Here is a 24,623-nt window from a genome sequence, read left to right as displayed (position 1 = left end):
GTTCTTGATTGCCCGAATAAAAACAATTTCTTGTTCGGGCAGTGAACACAGCTATTTTACGCGATGAAACGTATCGAAAACTTATCATATGATCACTTTGAAAGATACAAATGTTTGATTCTGATGACGATATGCGGATTCTGGCCAAGACCGACTGGTTTGGCACGCGCGATTCAAAGTTTCAGAGCGATCTTATGACGTGCGCAATTCAAAGAACCTTCGATTCCGGAGAAACCCTGTACCACCACGGTGACCGCGCCAACGGTATTCATGCGGTGCTCGCAGGCGCGCTTCAGATCACGGCACCTGCCGATGATGGACAGGAATTCGTTTTGCATCAGGATGGATCAGGATTCTGGATCGGGGATCTTGCGCTGTTTGCCGAAGCCAAACGCCTGGTCAGCGTCGTGGCAACGCAAAAGACCCGCACCTTGTATTTTCCCGGCTCGCGGGTAGAACGCCTGGTTCAGAAGAACCCGGAATACATCCGTGATTTCTATGCGTTGACGCATGAAAACATGAAGACTGCTCTGCGCATCATGGCCAATCTTGCGGTTACGGGGTCTGAAAAGCGCCTTGTGCTGCGTCTGCTGCATCTTGACGAAGGCGCCTTGAGTTCGGACGGATGGATTGTTGTGTCTCAGGAAGAACTTGCTGAAATGGTTGCGGTATCTCAGCCGACCTTGCATCGACATCTGCATCATCTGGCGGATCTGGGCCTTGTGGAATTGGGGTATGGCCGGCTGCGGTTGATCGACCGGCGCAAGCTGATCAGCAACTGTCAAAGTTGAAGTCTAAGGGTTGAGCGGGGGCAAAGACCCGCTCTTTCGTTCTGTTGCGCTTTTCAGTGCGCCTAGGTGTTGCACGGCCGCTTCCCAGTCTTCCGGGCTGTTGCAAGCCGTCGCTGAATACCGCGCCGCACCGATATTCATAAGGCTCTTCTCAAGATCCAAAGAACACTCTGGATGCGCGCTTCGCGATTTCCAAAGACCCAATGCCTGATAAACTGCGGGCAAATCCCGTGATATTAAAGCGGATCGCAAGGCATCGACGGCATATTTCTCGGATGCCAGATATCTGCGGCGCCGTTCCGTTTTCCAGGTTGAGTAGCGCGGGCGCAGAAACCTTCCCAATGTCCACAATGCGAATACAACAATGACAAGGTAAAGAACTGATTTGATGATGGTTTGCGCGTCAGGCGGCTGTCGCCTGGGTGGTGCCAGTGTCAGCTTGGTCGAGGGAAGTGATGCCGTTTCGATCTGACCGGTGTCCAGATTGAACCAGTCGATGGAAACGGCCGACAACTGTGTTTCGCCACCATCTTGGGCGATGTACACGGTTTCTTCGACCCGCTGCCCGGACAAGATGCCCCGGTCCTCTGTTTCCGAAAAGCGGGGTTCCTTGGGATAGGCACGCAGCAGTTGGCTTTGATCCTGCGGCGTCAGCGCCGGGATTGTCAGGGCCGTGGTGCCAGAGATTTGCGCGCTTATCTCGCGCGTGATGGAATCACCGGCCTGCATATCGGTCGGACCGTCCAGATTCTGATCAAGAGAGAAACCACTTGCGATGATCAGCGGGTCAAGACCTTGAGCGCCCTCTGGGATCTCTGCGTTCAGCTGTATGGAAGGAAGCGTCACCGAAACCTGGACCGGGTCATTGGACTGAGGGTCGGCAAATGTCACGACAACCTCTTGCGCATCATACGCGACCGGCCCTGATGTCAGCGGATACAGGCGATAACTGCGCTGTACTCCGGACCACGTTTCTCCGTCTACCGTTTCGCTTACCGGACCAGAAGCCCTCTCAGGCAGGCGAACAAGGACATTTTGTTGCTCCAATGATGGGAATACAGGCGGCTGCGGCATGAAGGTCGGAACCAGAACCTTGACGCGGACGATGGCGGGCTGGCCGACGATAACGGCCTCGTTCGGGACGTCCACTGATACCCTAGGTTGATAGGCTGAGTTTTCCTGTGCGGACACGGATAACGGCAACAACAGGATGAAGACAGCAAGGTATCTCATTCTGTTTGCTCCTGAATTTCCAAAAGGAAACGGTTTCTCAGAAAATCCTGCATGTCGGTGTCGATCATACTGATCCACTGGTCGGCGGACAGTGACTGTGGCCCGTCCTTGGGGGCTTGAACCGTGGTGTCACTGCCACGTGCTGCATCGTTGTCAAACACCGTATCATCTGCACCGATGCCAGCCTCTTCCCCTGTGTCAGACTGTTCACGCGTCGTTTCGACATAGTCCAGGATGGCCTTGGACAGGTCGAGATTATGCTGGGCTTCGGGCCAGTCGGGGCGACGTTCCAAGGCGGTCTCGAACGCCGATATGGCTGGGCGATACTCGCGGTTTTTTATGCGGGCCATACCTTCGGCAAACGCAGCTTCCGGCGTGTCCAGTGTGGAAAACACGGACGACGCCTTTTCGTATTGACCATCCCTGAGATAGGCATATCCCTTGTGATATAGTTCTTCGAACATCTCGGCCGCGTCGCCAAATCGTTTTTGGGTCATCGCGATCTGGCCTTGTTGGTCGGAGGTGAAAAACCAGTCTCGCCATCCTTCTGCCCGCGCACCGGATGAAGGCAGCGCAATCAAAACCAGAACCGCCCAACGAATTACCCAGCCCTTGCGGAACCACAGCAGAGACAACACCGCAGCAGGCCAGGCCAGGATCCAGCCCTTGTCCTGCCAGTCCAGACGATCATCGTCATCCAGGGCGGCAGTATAGGCCGATTGAATGCGGCGCATCAGTTGATTGATGTCCCGGTCGTCGTCCGAAAACGCGACCACTGAGGCGTTTGGGATGTTGTCCAGCTGCGCGATACGACCACCATCCGGCAACATGGTGAGAAAGAAAATATCAGACGAAGAGGAGCTTAGCCCCATTACCTGAGATGGATCAAGGTCGTCCAATACAAACAGAATCGCCCCCGGGCTGTCGCTGTCGTCCAGAATGGACTGAGCCAACGCAAGCGCATCGGCTGCCGCATCGCCATTCTTCGGCATCACCGCAGGCGTCAACCCCTCAAGCAACGGACGAAGTATGTTCGCATCTTCTGTCAAAGGCGCAACTCGGTGCGGCGTTCCTGCATAGGCGATCAAAGCGGTTCGTGCGCCGGCACGTTCGGTGATCAGGTCGGAAATCTTGAACCGTGCCCGATCCAGCCGCGATGGCGCAAGATCCGAGCTTTCCATACTGTCGGTGACTTTGAGAGCGATCACCAACGGGGCCGTGTCCGCGATCAACGGGTTGGGCGCGCGCGACCATGTCGGACCCGAGGCCGCCAATGTGACAAGCGCCGCAATGATCAGCGCAACATCAATGGGCTGGATGCGCCTGTTTTCTTCCTTGCCCAGCAGCAAGGCCTCTGCAAGGTGCGGGGCGATCCCTGATGGCAGTTTGGTGTCTGCCATCGGTCTGGGTCTGATCCGCCACCACAACACAAGGATGGGAATGAGAAGCAGCAGGTAATAGCCTCGGATAAAATGGAAATCAGCCAGATCCATTGTCAGACGGCCCCCTGGTGTCGCTGTGAAAAATGGAACCAGGTCATGCTGACCAAAATGACGATCAACGCGATGAGTAACGGAATATGGGCAAGGCTTTGCTTGGGGCGATAGCTTTGCGTTTCCACCATTCTGGGGTTCAGTGAATCAATGCGTGCATAGGTCTGTTCAAGGGCCGTTGCATCGTCGGCAAAGAAATATTCTCCGCCCGTGCGATCGGCTATGTCCTTCAGTGCCTGAAGATCGACACGGTCTTCGCCCGTGGCATTCGGGTCTCCAACACCAATCGTATAGACAACCACGTTCTTTTCCGCAGCAATGGCCGAGGCATTGACGGGTGTCATGCGACTGGACGTATCGGCGCCATCGCTGAGAACGATCATCAGGCGCTGGTCAACCTCGCTGGATTCAAAAGTTCGAATGCCAAGCCCGATCGCATCGCCCAAAGCCGTGTTCGGACCCGCCATGCCAACTTGAGTTTGGTCCAGGAACCCATTCAAACTGTTCAGATCTTCCGTGAAGGGCGCTTGAATGAACGCGCGTGTTCCAAAGATGATCAGCGCCATCCTGTCACCATCTCTTTCAGAGATGAACTGCTTGAGAACCTCTTTGACCGCCTCCAACCGTTGCATCGGGGCACCGGATCCGGTCTGGAAGTCGCGCTGATCCATCGAGCCAGATATATCCAGCGCCAAAACCACATCGCGGGCAGATTTTTCCATCACGACGGGGTCGCCCAGACGCTCCGGACGCGCCAGCGCCAGAACCAACAGAATCCAGATCAAGGCGGCGCTGGCTGTTTGCAGCCGGGCCCGGGTTCGGATCATTGACCCGGATTGCGGCTCGACGCCCGCCGCCTGGGCCACGCGGCGGAAAAACGGAATGCGAATGGACACGGTTGTTTCCCGCCGGGGCGGAGCAATGGCGTAAACCAGCAGCGGCAGCGGCAAAAGCAGAAACACCCAGGGCGCAGAAAAGGAAAACATCACGTTCCCCGATTCCGTTTATGGGACTTGACCCAAAGCCGAGCAAGCTGGGTCAAGGCGCGGTTTGGCGGCATGTCCTTGTACGGCGCGTCGATCAGTGTTTGCCCAACCTCTGATAAAAAAAATTTTTCATCAGAGGTTTGTGAAAGGAAATTCAACCAGTCATCCCCGTGGATCCCTGCAACCTGCTTGCGCGGATATGCGACCAACGCGGTGCGGCGAAGGATTTCGGCAACTTTTGCCGATGTGATATCCGGGTCTGCCAGCTCTGCCAGCGCATGGCGGCGATACGCGCTTGCCCGCCTTCGCCGGACGAAAAGAACACTGACCAGTACGGCAAGGCCAAGCAGTATGACGGCCAGCGCCAACCACCCCCATGTCTGCGGAAACATCGAAACAGGCGTGGGTTCCGGTGCCGGCTCGAGCATAGTCAGCAGATCAACCAGAGATTTCCCTGTCGTGTCGATGCTCATTTCTGCCCCCTGCGATGTCCGAACAGATACAGCAACTGATCCAGGGCAGGTTCCGCGGTCGTCAATGGAACAACCGGAAAACCGTATCGACGGGACCATGTGTGCAAGGTGTCCAACCTGTCTTCCATGGATTTGCGAATTTTGCCGGACAATTCGGGGTCGGCGCTGTCGATTTCGATCTGGTCGCGCCCGTCCGAGACCGTGAGTTTCAGATCGGGCGCCAGCCCCTTGGCTGTCTTGTCAGCGATATTGAACACGATCAGATCGTTTGAGACCGCAATGCGGCGCAGCAGGGATTCCGATTTTTCGTCAAGCCCGTCGCAGTCGGAAAACAGGCAAACCAGCCCGTTAGTTTGGGGCATACGCACGGCTTCCGACAACATGTCATTCAAAGTTACGGTGGGTTGCGGGTTCAAGGCAGCATGCAAGGCCGAATTGGCAGCGCCGATGGAAGACAGAAACTGCATGAGCGCCGCCGCGCGGCGCTGCGGCCTGTGTTCAGCAACGCTTGTTTCGTTGAATACCAGACCACCGACACGATCGCCCTGACCAAGAACGCGATGCGCGGTGATTGCGGCAGCTTCGGCGGCGATGACCGATTTCATGTAGACTTCGGTTCCGAAAAACATCGAAACGCGCTGATCGACCAGCAACAGGGCAGGGCGGTCTCGTTCCTCGGTATAGACCCTAACATGGGGCTCACCGGTTCGTGCCGTGACTTTCCAGTCAATTGTTCGGATGTCGTCGCCCGGTTGGTAGTTGCGCAATTCCTCGAAATTCAGGCCGCGTCCGCGCAGGCGCGATGCGTGTCTGCCATTCAGGATCGACCGGGCAGGCTGACGTGGCAAAAAGCTCAGGGCACGGGAATGCAGTTCCAGACGCAACAGGTGATCCGCATCGACGTGAATGCGGGGATCATCGGGATATGCTGAGGATCGCTGCACCCGGCCAACCCGAACCGTCAGGGCAGCGCGACGAGACGCAGGATTTCCGCGATCACGTCATCTGCCGTTTTGGCGTTACCCTGCGCCTCGAAGCTCAGCGTGATGCGGTGACGGAACACGTCATGTGCAATGGCTCGAATATCCGCAGGGTCCACATAGTCACGCTGGTTCATCCACGCATGCGCCCGACCGCATTTGTCCAATGCCAATGAGGCACGCGGGCTGGCGCCGACTTCGATCCAGCTGGCCAGTTCTTCGCTGAGCGCCGCAGGCGTCCGGGTCGCCTGAACCAGATCGGCCATATAGCGATCCATTGCATCCGAAACATGGATCTGCCCAATTTCCGAACGCGCTACAAAAACGGCGTCCTGCGGGATTGTCGGTGGTGGCTCGCTTGACGCGCCTTTCCCGGCGGCAATCTCTTCGCCCCGCACCAGCCGGATCACTTCAACCTCGTCCTCGACCGGCGGATAGGTGATCTGAACATGCATCAGGAACCGGTCCATCTGCGCTTCGGGCAGGGGATAGGTGCCTTCTTGTTCAATGGGGTTCTGGGTTGCCATCACGATGAACAGCGGTTCCATCTTGTGGGTGGTCCCGGAAACCGTGACCTGCCGTTCTTCCATCGCTTCCAGCAAAGCGGCCTGCACCTTAGCCGGTGCCCTGTTGATTTCGTCAGCGAGGACGATATTGGCAAAGATCGGACCGGGCTCGAACCGAAAGGTGCCGCCCTCATCAGTTTGTTGAAACACCTCGGTTCCCGTCACGTCTGAAGGCAGCAGATCAGGCGTGAACTGGATCCTGCTGAAGTCTGCATCCAGATTGCGCGCCATCGCCTTGACTGCACGTGTTTTGGCCAATCCGGGCAGACCTTCGATCAGAAGGTTTCCGTTGGCCAGCATCCCGATCAGCAGTCGGTCGATGACCTCGGTTTGCCCGATGATGGACTGGCCCATGCGGGTTTTGAGATCAAGTATCTGATTAAGTGCATTCATGGGTGGTGGTCCAATCGGTGCCAAGCTGGAAGAAACGAATTGATAACGGAACAGGGGGTAAGCCGGTCAGGAATATCCCGAAATATCGGAATGCTAACAGGCTTTGGCGGACCGATCTACCGTGAATGCCTGGCGGTGAGGTGGTGCAAATCTTTCCTCAGTTCCTGTCGTATGGGCCCAGTGTTTGGCGCGTCGCGCAAACTGTCCAGCCAGTGAGGGTGAGGCGCCTGTCCCGCGGCCCTGCTCCAGGTCAGATCCCGCAGGATTTTCTGTGCACCGACGTCAAGTGTGTCAGGAATTTCGAAATCATTCAGGGTGGCCCAGACGCCGCTCCACAAGCGTCCTACGGACCAGGGATTGTATCCGCCGCCACCCAGAACCAGAAAACGAGGCGAAAGAGGCTTCAGCGCCGCGACCGTTCGCCAATGCGCGTTGTTGGACAGGGTCAAACGCGAAAGCGGGTCTTCGGCCACGGCATCGGCCCCGCATTGCAGGACAATCGCTTGCGGTTTGAACGCCTCGGTGGCTGGCAGGATCAATTGATCCAGAATGGCGGTGAATTCGTCGTCATTCAGATGTCTTGGAACCGGCAGGTTGAAGGCCGCGCCACCGGCGTCTTCCTCAAGTTGGCCCGTGAACGGCCATCGCCGCGTTTCATGGACCGAGATCATCCGAACTCTGTCCGACCCGTGAAACGCAAGTTCAACCCCGTCGCAATGATGGGCGTCGATGTCGACATAGACCACGCGATCCAGGCCAGCGCTCAAAAGGGTCTGTATCGCCAGAACCGGATCGTTCAGATAACAAAACCCGTTCGCCCGGTCCGCAAGGCCATGGTGGGTGCCGCCCGCAGGGTTGAAAACGATCCCTCCATCCCGGATCAGTTCGGCGGCCAGCATGGAACCACCGGCGGCGGTTGCCGGCCGGCGATACATCTCGGCGAAGACCGGGTTCGACAGAGTCCCCAAACCGTATTTATCCCGTGTTTCGTCCGTAACATGCTGGTCCGCTTCTGCCTTTTGCAGGGCGGCGATATAGTCCGGCGTATGAAACCTTTCCAATACACTTGGCTTTGCGCAGGGGCTGACGCGGTAGTTTTCGGGCGTCAACCAACCCAGTTCGCGACACAGATCGATGACGGTTGAAACCCGTGGGATGGCCAGCGGGTGTTTTGAACCGTAGGTCGAGTTGCGGTAGATATCCGATCCGATGAACAGGGGGCGCTTCATGACCTAGCTTGCTGCGGCCTGACTGTTATCCCCGCCCAACCTGCCATCCAATGACATCAGTATGGCGACCGGTCGAAGGGCCGGGATGTGGCTGAACACGATCAGGATGCATACGGTCAGAGGAACGCTCAGAAACGCGCCGATCAGACCCCAGACCGTTGTCCAGAAGGTCAGGGCCAGAATGACAAGAAAGGTCGACATGTTCAGGGATCGGCCAAGCATGGCCGGATCCAGGAAATTGCCGATCAGGAATTGGATCGTTCCACATCCCAGCACGATCACCAGGAAGGGAAGGATCGTTTCGAATTGAACAAGCGCGATCATGGCCGGAAAAAACACCGCTATGATCGAACCGATCGAGGGGATGAAATTCAGGGCAAAGGTCAATACGGCCCAGGTTTCCGCGTATTCCAGACCAAGCGAGCGGAAAACCGTATAGCTGATGGTTGCCGTTATCAGGCTGATCAGGGTTTTGACGCCGACATAGCGCTGCAAGCTGACCGAAATCGCATCGAGCATGGTGGAAAACTCTGCTGCGGCGACAGGATTTCCGGCGGCCAGTTGGATCTTTTTCCGAAAGGCAAGCCGTTCGGCCATCAGAAAGGCGACATAAAGGCTGATCAGGAAGAACTGGTTCAACAATGAAGTGGCGCTGCCCAGCAACACGCGTGCGACATAGGACATGTCGATACTGACCAGATTGTCACGAATGAAGGTGGTCACGTCGTTGCCGACCAGCCCCGTTACACGCTCGACGGCACCATCAAACTGGTTTTCATAAGTGCTGATGGAGCGTGCAAACTGCGTCGCCTGACTGCCCAGCACGTACATGATCATGAACAAACCCGCCAGTACGACTGTCACACCGGCAATATTGGCCAGCCAGACCGGAGCGCGGGTCAGGGCTACTACGCGATCGCTCAGCGCGATGATCAGAACATTGACCAGCAGCGCCATGGCAAGCGGGATCAGGAAGTTCGCACCGGCATAGAGACCCAGCACGATCAGGGTCGCGATGATGCATGTATCCCGGACAACGGACAATCGAAGCTTGGGTCTAACCGTGATGTCTTTTTGATCCGGGGTCATTCGGTATCCTGTGTGCGGCACAAGCAGTGCCCATTTCCCATCCTGCGTGACCCAATCCTGCACGCGAGGTCTTGTTTATGCAATGCGTTCAGGCGTTTGTTGGCCCTCATTCTCCAAATAGATATTCATGACGGGTTCTGTGTTCTATTTCGGCAGGTTAGGGTTGCAGCATGTCCACTGCCGCGAATCCCCTGTTTGGCCGACCTGTTCAGGCGCTTTGGCTGTCGATCCGTCGGTTCAGCAGAAAGAACGGCTTTGTCATGAGCAGCCATGTGGCCATGTCGCTGATGATGGCGCTGTTTCCGTTTGTGCTGTTCACCGTGGCGCTGGCAGGGGCGTTGTCGCAAGGCTATGTCACGGATGAGTTGATTGACCTGATTTTCGGAGCGTGGCCCAAGGATGTCGCAGATCCCATCGTGGCCGAACTACGGGCCGTTCTGGCCGGATCCGGTTCGGGTGTCATCACCTTGGGTGGTTTGCTGGCGATCTATTTTGCTTCCAACGGCGTTGCCGCCGTACGTGCAGCCATGAACCAGGCCTACCATGACGAAGACAGTTGGCCGTTCTGGAAAACCCGGCTGCTCTGCCTGGTGCTGGTCATTCTGGGTGGGTCGGCCATTCTGATCATCGCCGCCGTCGAGGTGGTTTTGCCGGTCTATACGAAACTGGTGGCCGAACACACAGAAGTTGCCGTTGCCAACTGGTTTTCCGTGGATCGCCTGCGCTGGACGTTCACGGTGGCGGTTCCTGCGGGCACCGTTCTTCTGGCACATCTCGTGCTGCCGACCCGCAGGCACAGCCTGATGCAAATTCTGCCCGGCGTCCTGCTGACTTTGGCCTTGTGGGCGGCCGGTGGATGGGCGTTTTCGATTTATATCAGTCAGTTCGCCACCTACAGCGCCACCTATGCAGGATTGGCGGGGGCCATGGCGGCATTGATTTTCCTGTATCTCTATTCCGCGATCCTGATTCTGGGGGCCGAATACAATGGTGCATTGATTGATCTGCAAAATGCCTCAGAAGGAGATACGGCATGAGATTTGCCCTGATACTGGCCTGCCTTGCAATCGCTGGCGAAGTTCAGGCGCAGACCCCAGAATATGTGGGCTCAGATCAGTGTACAGACTGTCATCAGCAAGAAGCCGAAGCCTGGGCTGGGTCACATCATGCGCTCGCGTGGACAGATACCACTGACGGCGCTCTTGCGGCCGATTTCAACGGTACCCGGTTCGATCATGACGGTATGTCCGTCCAGTTCAAACGTGAGGCAGGCAGGTACTCGGCCCGCGTAACGGAAAAAGACGATGCGACGACGGAATATGACGTGCATTCCGTCGTTGGAATCGAACCCTTGCAGCAATACCTTTTTGAGACCGAACCGGGCCGTTTGCAAAGCTTCGACGTGGTTTGGGACACAGAGCAAAAGCGCTGGTATCACCTGTACCCTGATCAGGACCTGCCGCCTGATGACGGGTTGCATTGGACAGGCCCCTACAAGAACTGGAACGCGCGCTGCGCCGAATGTCATGCCACGGGTTTTGAGAAGAACTACAACCCTCAAACCAGATCCTACACGTCTCAGCAGGTCGAAATCGGGGTCGGGTGCGAGGCCTGCCACGGGCCGGGGTCCGCACATATCGATTGGGTCCGGGAACAGGGGTCTTCAGATGGCCTTGGCAATGCCGGCTTTCTGTTGAGTTGGGGCAAGGGGCGGACCGAAGAAGAAATACAGCAATGCGCCGGATGTCATTCCCGGCGCGAGGCGCATGGCAACGGAAACCCGGTTCCGGGAACTCCGTACCATGATGCGTATAATCTGGCTGTGCTGCGCCCCGGGACCTATCATCCCGACGGACAGATACTGGATGAGGTTTACGTCTACGGCTCGTTCCTGCAATCCAAGATGTACGCGCAGGGCGTCGGATGCATGAACTGCCACGAGCCGCACAGCGCAGAATTGAAAGCCGAAGGAAACGGGGTTTGCACACAGTGCCATTCGCCTGCCGGAAATCCGGAATTCGCCACCCTTGCCGCAAAGGACTATGACACGCCTGCGCATCACAATCACCCGGAAGGCGGGGAAGGGGCCCAATGCAAAAGCTGCCATATGATCCAGCGGACCTACATGGGTGTCGACGGTCGACGCGATCACAGCTTTCGCATACCCCGACCGGATCTTGGGTTGGGCGTTGATGCCTGCACGGACTGCCATCAAGACCAGGACCAGGCCTGGGCCGCAAGCCAGATAGAGGGCTGGTTCCCGGGATCGCCAAATCGACGCCCGCATTACGGGACAGTTTTCAAAGCTGCGGCCGAAGGGCAGCTCGACACGCCCGAAGGTTTGCTTGCGGTCGCAATGGATGCGTCGCAGCCCGGGATCGTCAGAGCGACCGCCGCTTATCTATTGCAACCGTTTGGGTCGCCACAGATCGCCGCTGACACAGCGCCGCTTTTGCAGGACGTCGACCCGCTGATACGAGCAAATGCAGCGGCGCTGCAACGTCAGGCCAGCCCGGCAGATCAGGTGCGCATGCTCGAGCCGTTGCTGTCTGATCCTCTGCGAAACGTGCGCATCACCGCCGCCAAAGAGTTCCTGAGCATACCGCCGCAGGGCTTGACGGCTGAGCAGCGGGCCAAGCTTGGGCAGGGCATGTCGGAATGGCAGCAGGTCATTTCGAACAGGTTGGACGCCCCGGAAACCCATCTTGTTCTGGGGGGCATGGCTTTGACGCTTCGCAACGCGCAGGCGGCGGAACAGGCGTTCAGAGAGGTCGTGACGCTGGACCCGCAGAGGGCAGAGGCGTGGCCGATGCTGGTGCAATTGGCGCAGATCAATCGTGGCCCGGAAGCTGCGCGCGTAGTGCTGCAAGAGGCGCTGGACAGGTTGCCTGATGATCCGAACCTGCTGCAATTGTCGCAACAGTTCGGGCGTTGATCCGGCACATCCGTGCCCGAATTCTTTCATTTTGACGGCAGAATTCCTTGTTACAGCCAAGAACATAGTGCTGATCCGAGGTGAGCCATGTCCAACGAAGCAACAATGCGGAAGATGCCGGGTTCAAGCTCGGTTTCACTAGCCCAGCGGATCGAAGACCTGCGTAACCGGGAACCATCATACGTGACGCACGGAGATACGCTGATGTTGCAGGGAATGGCTGCCACGTCCTTGCGTGAACAGCGTCTGAGCGGAAATCTTATCCGGCTAGATGATTAAGAGCCGCCTCGAAACCCGGTTGCCACAACGAATTTTTCCGAACTGTCCGAGCGAGACGCCGGCGGTTTGACATTGGCGACTTTCTGGAATTTCTGCTTGAGCAACTTTTGCAGATCGCCCTCAGCCCCCCCAGCCAGAACCTTGGCAACAAAAGTGCCGCCTTCTTCCAGAACGTCAAAGGCGAAATAGGCGGCGGTTTCGCACAGTGCCATGATGCGCAGGTGATCGGTCTGCTTGTGCCCCGAGGATGCTGCGGCCATATCCGACATCACGACGTCTGCCTTGCCGCCCAGCCAGCTTTTGACCTTCTGATCGGCGTCATCTTCCATGAAATCCAGTACGTGGATTTCGGCTCCGGCAATTGGTTCGACCTCTTGCAGGTCGATGCCCAGCACGGTTCCGATCCGTTTGCCTGACTTTTCGCCCAGCGCGTTCACGCGTTTGACCGCCACCTGACACCAGCCGCCGGGCGCACAGCCCAGATCCACAACCCGCGCCCCGGGCACGAGAAAGCGGAATTTGTCGTCCAGTTCCAAAATCTTGTAAGCTGCGCGCCCCCGATAGCCTTCGGATTGCGCACGCTTGACATAGGGATCGTTCAGTTGCCGCTCGAGCCAGCGGGTCGAGCTGAGCTTGCGCCCGCGTGCTGTCTTGACCTTGACCTTCAGGTCGCGTTGCCCGCGGCCCGAGTTGTTTTTTCCACTTGGTGTTTTCGCCATCAGAACGGTCCGTCTTCCAATACACCGTCCGCGCTCATCTGTGCGTAAAGCAGACCTTCGCGCAGCCCCCGGTCCGCCACCGAAAGGCGGTCAGTGGGCCAGCAACGGAGCAATGCCTGCAATATAGCCGAGCCGGACATGATCAGGGCTTGCCGGTCTTCACCAATGCGAGGGTCCCGGCGCCGCCCATGAGGGCCGAGTTCTAAATACCCGCGTATGACTTTGTCAATCTGATCGCTGGTCATGCGCAGCCCGTCCACTTTGGTCCGGTCATAGCGCTTGAGGCCCAGGTGCGAGGCCGCAACAGTGGTGACCGTGCCGCTGGTGCCGACGATCTGAAACCCTTCGCGCGCCTGTTCGTCCTTGTAGGGGGCAAAGTCGGCAAGGTTTTCCTCGAAAAACCAACTCATCAACGCAAAACGGGCCGCGTCATCCTCGACATCATTGAACTGGTCCCGCAGCGTGGCGACGCCCAAGGGTACGCTGATCCAGTCAACGACCTTGGCCGCTGGAAAAGGGCTGTCGACAGTGTGAAACCCGTGATGCAGCCGCATGATGGCCGCGGGTCGGTCGCGGCGTGGAACGGACGAGATGTCGATCCAGACCAATTCGGTCGAGCCGCCTCCGATATCGACGACCAGCAACTGCTCGGTCTTGGTCGAAACCAGTGGGGCACAGGAAATCACCGCCAGACGGGCTTCTTCCTCGGGCTGAATGATCTCGAGCGTCAGGCCGGTTTCGCGCTTCACCTGCCGGATGAATTCGCGCGAGTTCTTGGCGCGGCGGCACGCCTCGGTCGCGATCAGACGCATCCGTTTGACCTTGTTGCGTTTCAGCTTTTGCTGACAAATTCGCAAAGCCTGAACGGTACGCGACATCGACGCCCGCGACAGTCGTCCGGTGCGTTCCAGACCCGCGCCCAACTGCACGGATTTGGAGAAACTGTCGACCACATGGAACCCACTTCCCTTGGGCTGGGCTATCAACATGCGGCAACTATTTGTCCCCAGATCCAGTGCCGCATAAAGAGCATCCGGATCGGGTCTTGCCGGCGCGGGGCTTTCGACCGCTTTCGGGAACGCGCCCGCACCTTTGGGACGCTTGGGCGCCATCTTTACGCCCTCCGATTTTCGAGTTACCCCGACCCTAGGCGGGGGATTGCTGACGTGCAAGTGATTTCAATTTTGAAATTAACGCGCATGTCACATGCCGTTCACAAAATGATGCGATCTCCATGGGCGAACCCACGTTCGGGTTTATCTATTAGCTCTCAGCCAGATACGGAGACCGCAATGAAAGATGAGCGCATCCTTTCCTTCGACGAATTCGATGAAGTCGTAAATCCGCGCCCAGAAGAATGTGAATTTGATCGCGTTGTCGAACGCGCATTGTCCCGTCGCGGTTTTTTGGGCGGCGTTTTGGCGATGGGTAGTTTCACAGCTGTTGGTGGCTCGCTGATTCCTTCAGGGGCTCACGCGGTTTCCAACCGCTTCGCGTTTGAGGCGATTCCCGTGTCGACTGCGGACGAGGTCATTGTTCCCGCTGGATACAAGGCGGATGTTATGGTGCGCTGGGGCGATCCGCTTTGGTCGGACGCGCCAGAGTTCGATCACGCGACCCGTGGTACGGCTGCCAGCCAGGGACGCGCCTTTGGTGACAATACCGATGGTCAGGACATTTTCTTGCATGACGGTCACGTTCTGCTGGTTGTAAACAACGAATATACCAATCGTGACATCCTGTGGGGCAACAATCCGGACGCCAAGCCAGCATCCGATGACGACATCGCAAAGGGCATGATGGCGCATGGTGTCACGATCGTGGAAATCGCGAGCACCGATGGCAAGTGGGGCATTGTGAAGGACAGCCCCTATAACCGCCGCGTTACACCGCAGACCGAAATGTCCATTACGGGTCCGGCCGCCGGTCATGACTTGATGAAAACGGCCGCCGATCCGTCCGGAACGACGTGCAAGGGAACATGGAACAATTGCGGAAATGGCGTGACGCCGTGGGGCACTTACCTGGCTTGTGAAGAAAACTTCAATGGCTACTTCTCGGCCGAAGACGAAAACCACGAGGTCAATGCTGATCTGAAACGTTATGGCGTATCGTCAAAAGACTGGGGTTACGGTTGGGCCAAAATTGATGACCGGTTCGACGTCTCGAAAAACCCAAACGAACCGAACCGTGCTGGTTTTGTGGTTGAGATCGATCCGACTGACCCAACCTCGACTCCGCGAAAACTGACCGCTCTGGGACGCTTCAAGCACGAAAACGCCGAAGTCATAGTAAACAATGACGGTCGCGTCGTCGTTTACATGGGCGATGATGAACGCGGCGAGTTTCTTTACCGCTTTGTCTCGGAAGGTGTTTATGCCGCTGGTGTGGACACAAACGCGCTGTTGGAACAAGGCACACTTTCGGTTGCCAAGTTCAACGACGATGGAACCGGCGAGTGGCTTGATCTGACGCCGGAAAGCACTGGCATGGCCTCGCAGGCCGAGATCAGCATCCACACCCGTCAGGCTGGTTCGGCAGTTGGAGCAACCACCATGGATCGTCCCGAGTGGGTTGCGGCTAATCCAAACGCGCCCGAGGTTTACTGTTGCTTGACCAACAACAAGAACCGTGGCGTGAAGCCGAATGCAGGGGGCGACGATACCTCGGCCAACGGCCCGAACCCGCGGGACAAGAACAACTACGGTCAGATCGTTCGCTGGCGCCCGGATGGCGGCGATCATGCTGCGGCTGGCTTTGGCTGGGATCTGTACGTTCTGGCAGGCAATCCCACTGTCCACCAAGACGCCTATGCCGGATCCGAGAACGTGAACGCCGACAATATGTTCAACTCACCCGATGGATTGAAGTTCGACAGCAACGGCTTGCTGTGGATCCAGACCGATGGCAATTATGGCAACGAAGGTGACTTCGCCGGGCAGGGCAACAACCAGATGCTGGCAGGCGACCCTGTCACCGGCGAAATCCGCCGTTTTCTGGTTGGCCCCAACGAATGCGAGGTCACCGGTCTCAGCTGGTCGCCGGACCGTCGTACGATGTTTGTCGGCATTCAGCACCCGGGCGAAGATGGCAACAGCCATTGGCCTGAAGGCGGGGACTCGGTGCCACGCTCGGCCATTATCGCCATTACGCGCGAAGATGGCGGTTTGGTCGGCTAAGGCCATTTGCCCCATCAATTCTTGCCTCGGACGGTTTTTCCCGTCCGGGGTTTTTCTTTTTCATGCAGCGCTTTCATAGAGACGATGAGAATTATGATATGCGCGTTTTCCCGGAAACTGGGTAAAAGCCACTACACAGCAGTGGGCGCAAAACGTCGTTTGGAAAGCGTCGTGTGTCGAAAATCGACCGACCCAGGCCTACATTGAAGTTTAGAACCGGCCCATCGGGTTAGGAGGAATCACAGCAATGCCTGACGTCACCATCGTATATTGGCGCGACATTCCCGCTCAGGTCATCGTCGGCAAAGGCCGTCGTGGCGCAAAGCGGCAGTTGGAAGAACGGTTTGAACAAGCAATCGACCGTGCCGCAATGAAGGTGAACGCTAAGGACAGTGATGCCTATCTGGCCGAATGGCGCAAAGCCGAACCTTTCGCGGTTGAAGGCGATCCTGCCGAGATTGCCGAAGCCGAGGCTGTGCGTCTGGAAACGGAATACGATCAGGACCGCGTCAAAGCGCTGATCGCAAATGACGGTTGGGCATGAGCCCCAGACTTTATGGGAGGCCGAAATGGCTTTGCTGAACTTCAAGAAACGTGATGCGGTCGAAAGCGGCCCAGTAAATCCGACCGTCGAAGCCTTTTTGCAAGGCTATTCGATCGAGGTCATGCCGCGTACCGCCGAAAAGGTCGACGATTTCCGCGCGCTGCTGCCCGAGGGGACACGCGTTTACATCGCCCATATCGAGGGCACGCCCATCGAAGACATGGTCAAGACGGCCAAGCGAATTGCGGCGGAAGGTTACCCTGTCATGCCGCATTTTCCGGCACGCATCATCAAGGATGCGGCGACGTTGGAAAACTGGATCGCCATGTATCAGGGCGAAGCAGGCGTTGAACAGGCGTTGTTGCTGGCGGGCGGTGTCGCCAACCCGCACGGCGAGTTCGACAGCTCGATGCAGCTGCTGGAAAGTGGTCTGTTTGACAAGGCGGGCTTCAAGCGCCTGCACGTGGCGGGCCACCCCGAAGGCAACAAGGACATCGACCCCGACGGTTCGACCAAGAACGTCGATGACGCGTTGCGCTGGAAGCAGAAGTTCAACGAGACCACGGATGCCGAAATGGCGCTGGCAACACAGTTCGCCTTTGACGCCAAGCCGATCATCGCCTGGGCCGACAGCCTGAAGGAAGCGGGCATCGATCTGCCGATCCATATCGGAATCGCGGGTCCGGCCAAGCTGCAAACCCTGATCAAATTCGCCATCGCGTGTGGCGTTGGGCCGTCTCTGAAGGTTCTGCAAAAGCGCGCCATGGATGTCTCCAAGCTGTTGCTGCCCTACGAGCCGACCGATGTCGTGACCGAACTGGCCAACCACAAGGCGGCCAACCCGGATTTCAACATCACCAACGTGCACTTCTTCCCGCTGGGCGGGATCAAGACCAACGCCAACTGGGCGATCAATAACGGCGGCGCTTCGGCAAAGCCTGTAAACTCCTAAGGAACGGACATGACCCGAACAGTCGTAGAATCAAAAACAAAAACAGCCGTCCTGGGCTTTGATGAACCGTTCTGCGTGATCGGTGAACGGATCAACCCGACCGGCCGTAAGAAACTGGCCGCCGAGCTGGAAGCGGGCGACTTTTCGACCGTTGAAAAGGACGCCTTGGCTCAGGTGGCGGCAGGCGCGACCGTTCTGGATATCAATGCGGGCGTTGTCTACAACTCGAACCCCAACCCGAACGAGACCGAACCACCGCTGATGCGAAAGATCGTCGAGCTGGTGCAGGGTCTGGTTGACGTGCCGCTGTGTATCGACTCGTCGGTTCCGGGCGCGCTGGAAGCCGGCCTTGAGGCCGCAGAAGGCCGCCCACTGCTGAACTCGGTCACCGGCGAAGAAGAACGTCTGGAACTGGTTCTGCCGCTGGTCAAAAAGTACAACGTACCGGTCGTGGCTATCTCGAACGATGACACTGGTATTTCGGAAGACCCCGATGTGCGCTTTGACGTCGCCAAGAAGATCGTCGAGCGCGCTGCCGATTTCGGCATCCCTGCACATGACATAGTGGTTGACCCGCTGGTCATGCCCATCGGTGCGATGGCGACCGCCGGTCAGCAAGTGTTCGCGCTGGTCCGTCGTCTGCGCGAAGAACTGGGTGTGAACACCACCTGCGGTGCGTCCAACATCTCGTTCGGTCTGCCGAACCGTCACGGCATCAACAACGCGTTCCTGCCGATGGCGATGGGTGCGGGCATGACCTCGGCCATCATGAACCCGGTGGCGTTGCCCGTGACGCAGAAGAAGATCGCCGAGAAAAAAGAGGCCGTGGCGGCAGCCGGTATCATCCTGCCTGAAGGCATGGACGATGAAACCTTCGTGCAGATGTTCGGTCTGGGATCGACCAAGCCGCGCGCCGGCAAGGAAATGGAAGCCATCCGCGCGGCAAACCTGCTGACCAACAACGACCCGCATGGCGGTGAGTGGATCCGGTTCAACAAAGCACCGGACGAAGCGGGTGCCGCAGGACCCGTAGGTGGCCGTCGCGGTGGTGGCCGTCGGCGCCGCGCCTGATCTGAACGACACAGACTGCAAAGGCCGGGCTCAGCGACCGGCCTTTTGCATTTGACCCTGATCAATGTCAAATTTGCAGAAGGTTTCAGAATAACCCGATCCAGGATGCATTGATCAGGTGGCAGCATGAGTAAACATCACCCCCCAAAACTCTCGGATACGGATCTGACCAGGAAACTGAACAAAAAGGTCTACTTCGATCAGCTGATCGAATTGCAGACACGATTGGCCAGAATTCAGCAAGCTTATCTGTTTCACGGGCTCAAGGGCGTGTTGGTTTTCGAAGGGTGGGACGCTGCCGGAAAAGGGGGGACCATTCGCCGGATCAGTCAGGCCCTGGACCCGCGCAGCTTCAAGGTCTGGCCGATCGGTGCGCCCCGGAACTACTATCTCAACCGGCATTATCTGTTGCGTTTCTGGGAACGCCTGCCGCCTTCGGGTGCGATCTCCGCCTTCGACCGCAGCTGGTACGGCCGGGTTTTGGTTGAGCGGATCGAAAAACTGACTCCGGAAACACGCTGGCGGGCCGCGTATCAGGAAATCAATGATTTCGAACGAATGCTGGTCGATGACGGGACTCGAATCGTGAAACTGTTCTTCCACATTTCACAGGAAGAGCAGATGCGCCGATTTACTGAGCGGCTGACCAACCCGATGAAACGCTGGAAGCTGACTTATGAAGATTTCAGAAACCGCGAAAAATGGGATGTCGCAGAGGTGGCCGTGGATGAAATGCTGGCACGGACGTCTACAGAAGTTGCCCCTTGGCACGTGATCCCGTCCAACAACAAGAAATATGCGAGGATCACGGCCATGAAGGCCATTGTCGAGGCGTTTTCGGAAGGGGTTGATCTGAACCCCCAGCATCTGGATCGCCGTACTTTGGAAGCGGCAGGCAAGACCTTGGCAGTCGACCAGTCCCTGATCGACAGCCTGCGAGCCCGAACCGAGTAAGAAACCGAAAAAGGTTGGTTGCGATCCGGGTTGAACGTCTGGATGTTCTGGTGTTATTTCATCTGACAAGGCGGGTATGATGTAATGGTAGCCTGTCAGCTTCCCAAGCTGAACGCGCGGGTTCGATTCCCGCTACCCGCTCCAAAACCGGACTGTAAGGCGCTGTTATTTCATCAAAAAAGGTGGCGCTGCGTGGCTTTGCCACCACCTTCACGGGCCTGACTGGCACGTGTTTTCACGGATCTGCTCAACGGGCTTGGAAAGCCGGTTCTAGCTGTTGAGGCCAAGCAAGGACTCTCTGCCAACGATGTGCGTCGGCAGTTCAACAGATTTGCCCGGTGCGTTGGATTCGATCATCTGAATCAACGCCTGAGCAGCCTTGCGTCCCATGTCACGATGAGGAACATGGACAGTTGTCAGCGCAGGGGCGACAATGCGCGCAAGCTCGATATCATCAAATCCGGTGATCGATACATCTTCGGGCACCCGAAGTCCCATCTGCTGAGCTTGCCGCACCGCACCGACGGCCAGAACGTCATTGCCGCACAACACCGCGGTCGGCGGGTTGTCATTCGACATGAGATGCTTGAACGCATCGGCGCCGTTTTCAATCTCGTACGAGGTTTCGATCACCGAAAGGTCGTCTTGCGACAGTCCATGTCGGGACATCGCGTCTTTTATCCCTTGGATCCTCAAACGCGCACGGTCGTTGCCCTTGCTGATGCCTGAAATCGTTGCCAACCGCGTATGGCCTAATTCGATGATCTTGCTTGTCAAAGCCTCCATCGCCCGTCTGTTGTCAAACCCGACGGACGGTATTGGTTCGTCTGGCAGGAAGGACCACGCGACCAGAGCCGGCACTTTACGCCTTTCGAGATAGTCGTAGATTTGCACGTCCCGGTCATGCCCGATCAGCAACAGCCCGTCGGCGCCCCGTGCAACCAGCGTTCGGATCTGTTCTTCTTCTGCGGCCGGTTGGTAGGCCGAGCTGGAGACCAGCAAGGTGTAGCCCTGTTTGTGGATCTCTTCTTGGAACGCCTGCAACCCCCTTGCAAAGATTGCATTTTCCATCGTCGGAATTATCGCGCCGATCGTGAAAGAACGCCGTGCAGCCATCACTCGGGCTGCAAAGTTCGGCGTGTAGCCAAGGGTGTCTACGGCAGACAGAACACGTTTCCGCGTTGCCTCGACCACCTGTTGCGGGGTGTTCAGGCACCGTGACACGGTGGCAGTTGAAACGCCTGCTGCCTTGGCAACGTCATCCAGCGTCGGTGCGGACCGATGTTTTGACATTCTCGAACTCTCAATTCCGGTTCGCCTAAGTTAGTCGCATTTTTCCAAGGATGAAAGCGTTTATGTAAGCGCTTGCATTTATGATGTAAGCGCTTACAAATGTATTTGAGCCGATTCTGAAGGGAGTCCCGGAAATGTATCTCGCTGCATCAGTCATCGTTTTTGCGATCTATTTCGCAAATGTCGCTTTGGGTGCTTTTGCGAGCAGCGCGTTTCTTGGCGACGTTGGAGAGATGTTGGTTCTGTTCGCGGCTTCGATCCTGTTCGTTGTCGCAATTCTGAAAAAGGAAGCTGACCGGGACGCACAAGACGGCAGCTGAACTTTTGCTTGGGAGGGCAATTGATGAAAACCGACAAGACCGAACTGGCATCGGCCGAGCGCCGCAATTTTCTGAAACTGAGCGCCAGTGGCGCGTTTACGGCCGCATTGGTCGCTGGGGCAGGGGGCGTTTTGTGGTCTTCCGAGGCCGCCGCGCAGACCGCGAAGGAAGAAAGCGAGCGTGAAAAGGCCGCTGACCATGTAATGACAGTAGCCACAGCTTACGTGCTGGGCGCATCGCGCAGCTACCCCATCATGCAACTGGATCTGAAAGAGAACATCCAGAACGCCACAAACGGCAAGGTCTATGTGAAACTGGCCCCCGGCGGTCAGCTTGGTGCGGGTGGCGCACTGGTCCAGAAGGTGCAGGGCGGCACCATTCAGGCGGCGCAGCATTCGCTGTCGAATTTCGCGCCGTTCGCGTCGACAGTCGACCTGATCAACATGCCGTACCTGTGCGGCTCGAACCAGCGTTTCACGAACCTTGTCCATTCGGACACGTGGAAAAGTGAGGTTCACCCCAAGGTCGAAGCGGCAGGGTTCAAGGCTCTGTTCTATGTGAACATCGACCCGCGCGTCGTTGCGGTTCGTCAGGGCGGCAATGCCGTGCTCACACCCGGTGATATGAGCGGGATCAAGTTCCGCGTGCCGGGATCCAAGATGCTGCAACAATACTACCGGATGGTCGGCGCCAACCCGACGCCCGTTGCCTGGGGCGAGACCCCCTCGGCCATCAAGCAGGGCGTTGCGGATGCGCTCGATCCTTCGGTTGGCGCACTCTATGTCTTCGGCTTCAAGGACATCCTCAGCCATGTGACCTTCACGCAGGCGGTGCCGGACAGCCAAGTTTATTCCTGTAATCTGGAATGGTTCAACTCGATGCCGGCTGATGTGCAGGAAGGCATCATGTGGGGGTCGGAAATGACCAGCCATCAGAACCTGTCCAAGGTTCCGTCGGCCCGCGCCTATGCCATGGCCGAGCTGAACAAGGCCGGGGTGCAGTTCCACTCGCTCAGTGACGACCAACTAGCGGAATGGCAGGATGCCGGCGGGTATCAAAACGCCGATTGGGATCCGTTCAAGATGGAACTGGCTGGATCGATGGAAAACTTCGAAAAGCTGGTCGAAGCCGCCGGTACTCAGGGCAAATACTACGTCCACGACGCGTAAGCCCAAGCCGTGGACGCCTGACGGGCGTCCACGAACCTTACTTTCAGTCAGCCCGACAACAACCCGCCACATCAGGCGCGGGTCAGGCTGTCCCTGCGCCGGAGGATCAGATGACCATTCTTCAAAACATAGACCGAAACGCAGAGCGTTGGTTGCTGCTGGTGTTCTACGTGATGCTGGTGATTACCATGGCCATCGAAGTGCTGCGGCGCGAGATTTTTGCTTATTCGTCGATCTGGGGCGAGGAAATCGTCCGGTATTCCTTCATCTATCTGGCCTGGATCGGTGCCGCGGCTGCGGTGAAAGAGCGGGCGCATATCCGGATCGATGTGATCATGCATTACATCGGACCACGCCCCAAGGCGGTGCTGTATATTTTCGGCGATCTCGTGATGTTCGGCGTGGCGATCATCGCGCTCTACTGGTCGTATGAGGCGGTTCACGTCTCGGCCAAGTTCGGCTCGGTCACGGATGGGCTTCGGGTCTCGAAAGTCTGGTTCCTTATGGCGGTGCCCGCCGGATTCGCCTTGATGATATGGCGGCTGATCCAATCTTTCCTGCGTGACGTGAAATCACTTCGTGACGGCACCCCCGTCTTCGAAGGCGACAAGCTGTTTGACTGAGGAGAACACGAATGCTTTGGAATACCCTCAATCAAACCGTTGAACTGGGCTGGGATTTTTACCTGCCGGTGATCCTGTTCGTAGGCCTGATCGCCTTGGCCGTGCCCGTTTGGGCCGCCATAGGAACAGCGGCGATCGTGATGCTGATCATGTCCGGTGATCTACCTCTCAGCCTGGTCGGAGAAAGCCTGTTCACAGGTATCGACGCATTTGCCCTGACCGCTGTGCCATTGTTCATCCTGACCGGGGACGTTCTGGTGCGGACCGGTCTGTCGCGCAAATTTCTGGACGTAGCCGAGGCGCTGACATGCTTTGCCAAGGGCGGGTTCGGGTCGGCCACGGTTCTGGTCTGCGGTATGTTTGCCGCGATTTCAGGGTCGGATGCCGCCGGGGCGGCGGCGGTTGGTCGGATGACCATCAACCGGCTGGTGGAAAGCGGATATCCGCGCCCCTATGCCTGTGCTCTGGTTGCGGCTGGTGCCTGTACCGGCATCCTGATCCCGCCTTCGATCGCCTATATCATCATCGGCCTCGTGCTGGGTATTTCCGCCTCGACCCTGTTTCTAGCAGCCTTGATCCCGGGTCTGGCCATTCTGGTGTCGATCCTGATCACCAACATCATCATGAACCGTCTTTACGCCTATGAGGGCGGCGGCATGATGACCATGGGGGAATGGCTGGCCAATCTGGGCAAGGCGCTGAAATCGGGCTGGTACGCGTTCATCGTGCCGGGGATCATTTTCTACGGCATCTTCTCAGGTCGCCTGACCCCGACCGAAGCCGGCGCAACCGCCGTCGTCGTCACCATCATCATGGGTTTCATCCTGCGCACACTGACGCTGGCGGACTTTCCATCGATGCTGGTCAGTTCGGCCAAGGTGAACGGAGTCATCCTGCCGATCATCGCCTTCTCGGCACCCTTGGCCGAAGCACTGGCGATCATGGGCGTGCCACAGGGCTTCGTGGCCTCGGTCACGTCGCTTACCGATGATCCGTATCTGTTGATCTTGCTGATGATCGGCATCCTGATCGCAGCGGGCTGCGTCATGGAGACAACGCCGAACATCGTGATCCTGGCGCCGATCCTGAAGCCGCTGGCCGACAATATCGGCATGAATGAAATCCAGTTCTGCATCATGATGATCACCGCGCTGGGTGTGGGCTTCATCACGCCGCCGCTGGGTCTGAACCTGTTCGTCGTATCTGGCATTACCGGTGAGTCCATTCTGAAGATTGCTGCCCGGGCCATTCCTTTCGTACTGACCATGCTGATCGTGGTGATCCTGATCGCCTACGTGCCTGCTGTGTCGACCACACTGCTTCCTGAAATCTACCAATAGGACCTGCTGAAC

General features: G+C 57.4%; 24 protein-coding genes and 1 tRNA gene. 14 read left to right on the top strand and 11 right to left on the bottom strand.

From position 1 onward, the window contains the following. The first annotated feature begins 110 nt into the window (after nucleotides 1-110). Entirely contained in the window at nucleotides 111-791 is a 681-nt protein-coding gene (locus GS614_RS02250; protein WP_171204803.1) for a Crp/Fnr family transcriptional regulator, read from the top strand. 3 nt (nucleotides 792-794) lie between these two features. Here the strand turns inward: GS614_RS02250 and GS614_RS02245 are convergent, their stop codons facing one another. The 8 genes from GS614_RS02245 to GS614_RS02210 all read right to left on the bottom strand — a co-directional run bounded on the left by GS614_RS02245 (nucleotide 795) and on the right by GS614_RS02210 (nucleotide 9,233). Beyond that, nucleotides 795-2,024, bottom strand: coding sequence for a BatD family protein (locus GS614_RS02245; protein ID WP_171725404.1), 1,230 nt, complete (start codon nucleotides 2,022-2,024; stop codon nucleotides 795-797). Continuing rightward, complete coding sequence (locus GS614_RS02240) at nucleotides 2,021-3,517, bottom strand: VWA domain-containing protein (protein ID WP_171725403.1); 1,497 nt, start codon at nucleotides 3,515-3,517, stop codon at nucleotides 2,021-2,023. The genes GS614_RS02245 and GS614_RS02240 overlap by 4 nt, the downstream gene beginning before the upstream one ends. 2 nt (nucleotides 3,518-3,519) lie before the next feature. After that, nucleotides 3,520-4,503, bottom strand: coding sequence for a VWA domain-containing protein (locus GS614_RS02235; RefSeq protein ID WP_171362823.1), 984 nt, complete (start codon nucleotides 4,501-4,503; stop codon nucleotides 3,520-3,522). Continuing rightward, complete coding sequence (locus GS614_RS02230) at nucleotides 4,503-4,976, bottom strand: DUF4381 domain-containing protein (protein WP_171725402.1); 474 nt, start codon at nucleotides 4,974-4,976, stop codon at nucleotides 4,503-4,505. The genes GS614_RS02235 and GS614_RS02230 overlap by 1 nt, the downstream gene beginning before the upstream one ends. Beyond that, nucleotides 4,973-5,920 (bottom strand): DUF58 domain-containing protein, encoded by a 948-nt coding sequence (locus GS614_RS02225; RefSeq protein ID WP_171725401.1) that lies wholly within the window; start codon nucleotides 5,918-5,920, stop codon nucleotides 4,973-4,975. Before GS614_RS02225 ends, GS614_RS02230 begins: the two co-directional genes overlap by 4 nt. A 17-nt stretch (nucleotides 5,921-5,937) precedes the next feature. Then, a complete protein-coding gene (locus GS614_RS02220) occupies nucleotides 5,938-6,915 on the bottom strand; it encodes a MoxR family ATPase (protein ID WP_171725400.1) in 978 nt (325 codons plus the stop codon). Nucleotides 6,916-7,031: 116 nt separating this feature from the next. Continuing rightward, the gene (locus GS614_RS02215; protein WP_171725399.1) at nucleotides 7,032-8,144 is read right to left on the bottom strand and encodes an acetoin utilization protein AcuC; all 1,113 of its coding nucleotides are present in this window, start codon (nucleotides 8,142-8,144) and stop codon (nucleotides 7,032-7,034) included. Nucleotides 8,145-8,147: 3 nt separating this feature from the next. Beyond that, nucleotides 8,148-9,233, bottom strand: a complete 1,086-nt coding sequence (locus GS614_RS02210; RefSeq protein WP_171725398.1) for an AI-2E family transporter — start codon at nucleotides 9,231-9,233, stop codon at nucleotides 8,148-8,150. Between the two features lie 170 nt (nucleotides 9,234-9,403). Between GS614_RS02210 and GS614_RS02205 the strand changes: the two genes are divergently transcribed. The 3 genes from GS614_RS02205 to GS614_RS02195 all read left to right on the top strand — a co-directional run bounded on the left by GS614_RS02205 (nucleotide 9,404) and on the right by GS614_RS02195 (nucleotide 12,447). Continuing rightward, nucleotides 9,404-10,270 carry a YihY/virulence factor BrkB family protein gene (locus tag GS614_RS02205; protein WP_171725397.1) on the top strand — a complete coding sequence of 289 codons (867 nt, stop codon included), beginning with the start codon at nucleotides 9,404-9,406 and terminating at the stop codon, nucleotides 10,268-10,270. Further along, nucleotides 10,267-12,168, top strand: a complete 1,902-nt coding sequence (locus GS614_RS02200) for a cytochrome c3 family protein (RefSeq protein ID WP_171725396.1) — start codon at nucleotides 10,267-10,269, stop codon at nucleotides 12,166-12,168. The genes GS614_RS02205 and GS614_RS02200 overlap by 4 nt, the downstream gene beginning before the upstream one ends. Nucleotides 12,169-12,255: 87 nt before the next feature. Continuing rightward, nucleotides 12,256-12,447 carry a hypothetical protein gene (locus GS614_RS02195; protein ID WP_152458048.1) on the top strand — a complete coding sequence of 64 codons (192 nt, stop codon included), beginning with the start codon at nucleotides 12,256-12,258 and terminating at the stop codon, nucleotides 12,445-12,447. On the opposite strand, the gene GS614_RS02190 is transcribed toward GS614_RS02195, so the two are convergent. Further along, complete coding sequence (locus tag GS614_RS02190; protein WP_152458047.1) at nucleotides 12,444-13,166, bottom strand: RlmE family RNA methyltransferase; 723 nt, start codon at nucleotides 13,164-13,166, stop codon at nucleotides 12,444-12,446. The genes GS614_RS02195 and GS614_RS02190 overlap by 4 nt on opposite strands. Then, entirely contained in the window at nucleotides 13,166-14,278 is a 1,113-nt protein-coding gene (locus GS614_RS02185; protein WP_171115826.1) for a Ppx/GppA phosphatase family protein, read from the bottom strand. The genes GS614_RS02190 and GS614_RS02185 overlap by 1 nt, the downstream gene beginning before the upstream one ends. Nucleotides 14,279-14,458: 180 nt before the next feature. Here GS614_RS02185 and GS614_RS02180 point away from each other — a divergent pair, with 180 nt between their 5' ends. The 6 genes from GS614_RS02180 (at nucleotide 14,459) to GS614_RS02155 (ending at nucleotide 20,010) form a co-directional block, all read left to right on the top strand. Next, entirely contained in the window at nucleotides 14,459-16,345 is a 1,887-nt protein-coding gene (locus GS614_RS02180; RefSeq protein WP_171725395.1) for a PhoX family phosphatase, read from the top strand. 247 nt (nucleotides 16,346-16,592) lie between these two features. Further along, a complete protein-coding gene (locus GS614_RS02175) occupies nucleotides 16,593-16,889 on the top strand; it encodes a virulence factor (RefSeq protein ID WP_117868895.1) in 297 nt (98 codons plus the stop codon). A 25-nt stretch (nucleotides 16,890-16,914) separates the two neighbouring features. Further along, nucleotides 16,915-17,841 (top strand): methylenetetrahydrofolate reductase, encoded by a 927-nt coding sequence (locus tag GS614_RS02170; protein ID WP_171204792.1) that lies wholly within the window; start codon nucleotides 16,915-16,917, stop codon nucleotides 17,839-17,841. A gap of 9 nt (nucleotides 17,842-17,850) precedes the next feature. Then, complete coding sequence (locus tag GS614_RS02165) at nucleotides 17,851-18,912, top strand: methyltetrahydrofolate cobalamin methyltransferase (protein ID WP_152458043.1); 1,062 nt, start codon at nucleotides 17,851-17,853, stop codon at nucleotides 18,910-18,912. A 126-nt stretch (nucleotides 18,913-19,038) separates the two neighbouring features. Then, nucleotides 19,039-19,866 (top strand): polyphosphate kinase 2 family protein, encoded by an 828-nt coding sequence (locus tag GS614_RS02160; protein ID WP_171725394.1) that lies wholly within the window; start codon nucleotides 19,039-19,041, stop codon nucleotides 19,864-19,866. Nucleotides 19,867-19,936: 70 nt separating this feature from the next. Then, nucleotides 19,937-20,010 (top strand) — tRNA-Gly (locus GS614_RS02155). A 126-nt stretch (nucleotides 20,011-20,136) separates the two neighbouring features. Here GS614_RS02155 and GS614_RS02150 read toward each other — a convergent pair. Beyond that, nucleotides 20,137-21,159 carry a LacI family DNA-binding transcriptional regulator gene (locus tag GS614_RS02150; RefSeq protein ID WP_171231604.1) on the bottom strand — a complete coding sequence of 341 codons (1,023 nt, stop codon included), beginning with the start codon at nucleotides 21,157-21,159 and terminating at the stop codon, nucleotides 20,137-20,139. A 134-nt stretch (nucleotides 21,160-21,293) separates the two neighbouring features. On the opposite strand from GS614_RS02150, the gene GS614_RS02145 reads away from it, so the two are divergent. The 4 genes from GS614_RS02145 to GS614_RS02130 all read left to right on the top strand — a co-directional run bounded on the left by GS614_RS02145 (nucleotide 21,294) and on the right by GS614_RS02130 (nucleotide 24,611). Continuing rightward, nucleotides 21,294-21,479, top strand: coding sequence for a hypothetical protein (locus tag GS614_RS02145; RefSeq protein ID WP_171115836.1), 186 nt, complete (start codon nucleotides 21,294-21,296; stop codon nucleotides 21,477-21,479). 23 nt (nucleotides 21,480-21,502) lie between these two features. Further along, nucleotides 21,503-22,648 (top strand): TRAP transporter substrate-binding protein, encoded by a 1,146-nt coding sequence (locus GS614_RS02140; protein WP_171168041.1) that lies wholly within the window; start codon nucleotides 21,503-21,505, stop codon nucleotides 22,646-22,648. Nucleotides 22,649-22,758: 110 nt separating this feature from the next. Then, nucleotides 22,759-23,271, top strand: coding sequence for a TRAP transporter small permease (locus tag GS614_RS02135; RefSeq protein ID WP_171115839.1), 513 nt, complete (start codon nucleotides 22,759-22,761; stop codon nucleotides 23,269-23,271). A gap of 11 nt (nucleotides 23,272-23,282) precedes the next feature. Next, a complete protein-coding gene (locus tag GS614_RS02130) occupies nucleotides 23,283-24,611 on the top strand; it encodes a TRAP transporter large permease (RefSeq protein WP_171725393.1) in 1,329 nt (442 codons plus the stop codon). Nucleotides 24,612-24,623: the final 12 nt, after the last annotated feature.

It is taken from the genome of Ruegeria sp. HKCCD6604, from assembly GCF_013110635.1.
Lineage (GTDB): Bacteria > Pseudomonadota > Alphaproteobacteria > Rhodobacterales > Rhodobacteraceae > Ruegeria.
This window is presented reverse-complemented; position numbering and strand designations above follow the sequence as displayed.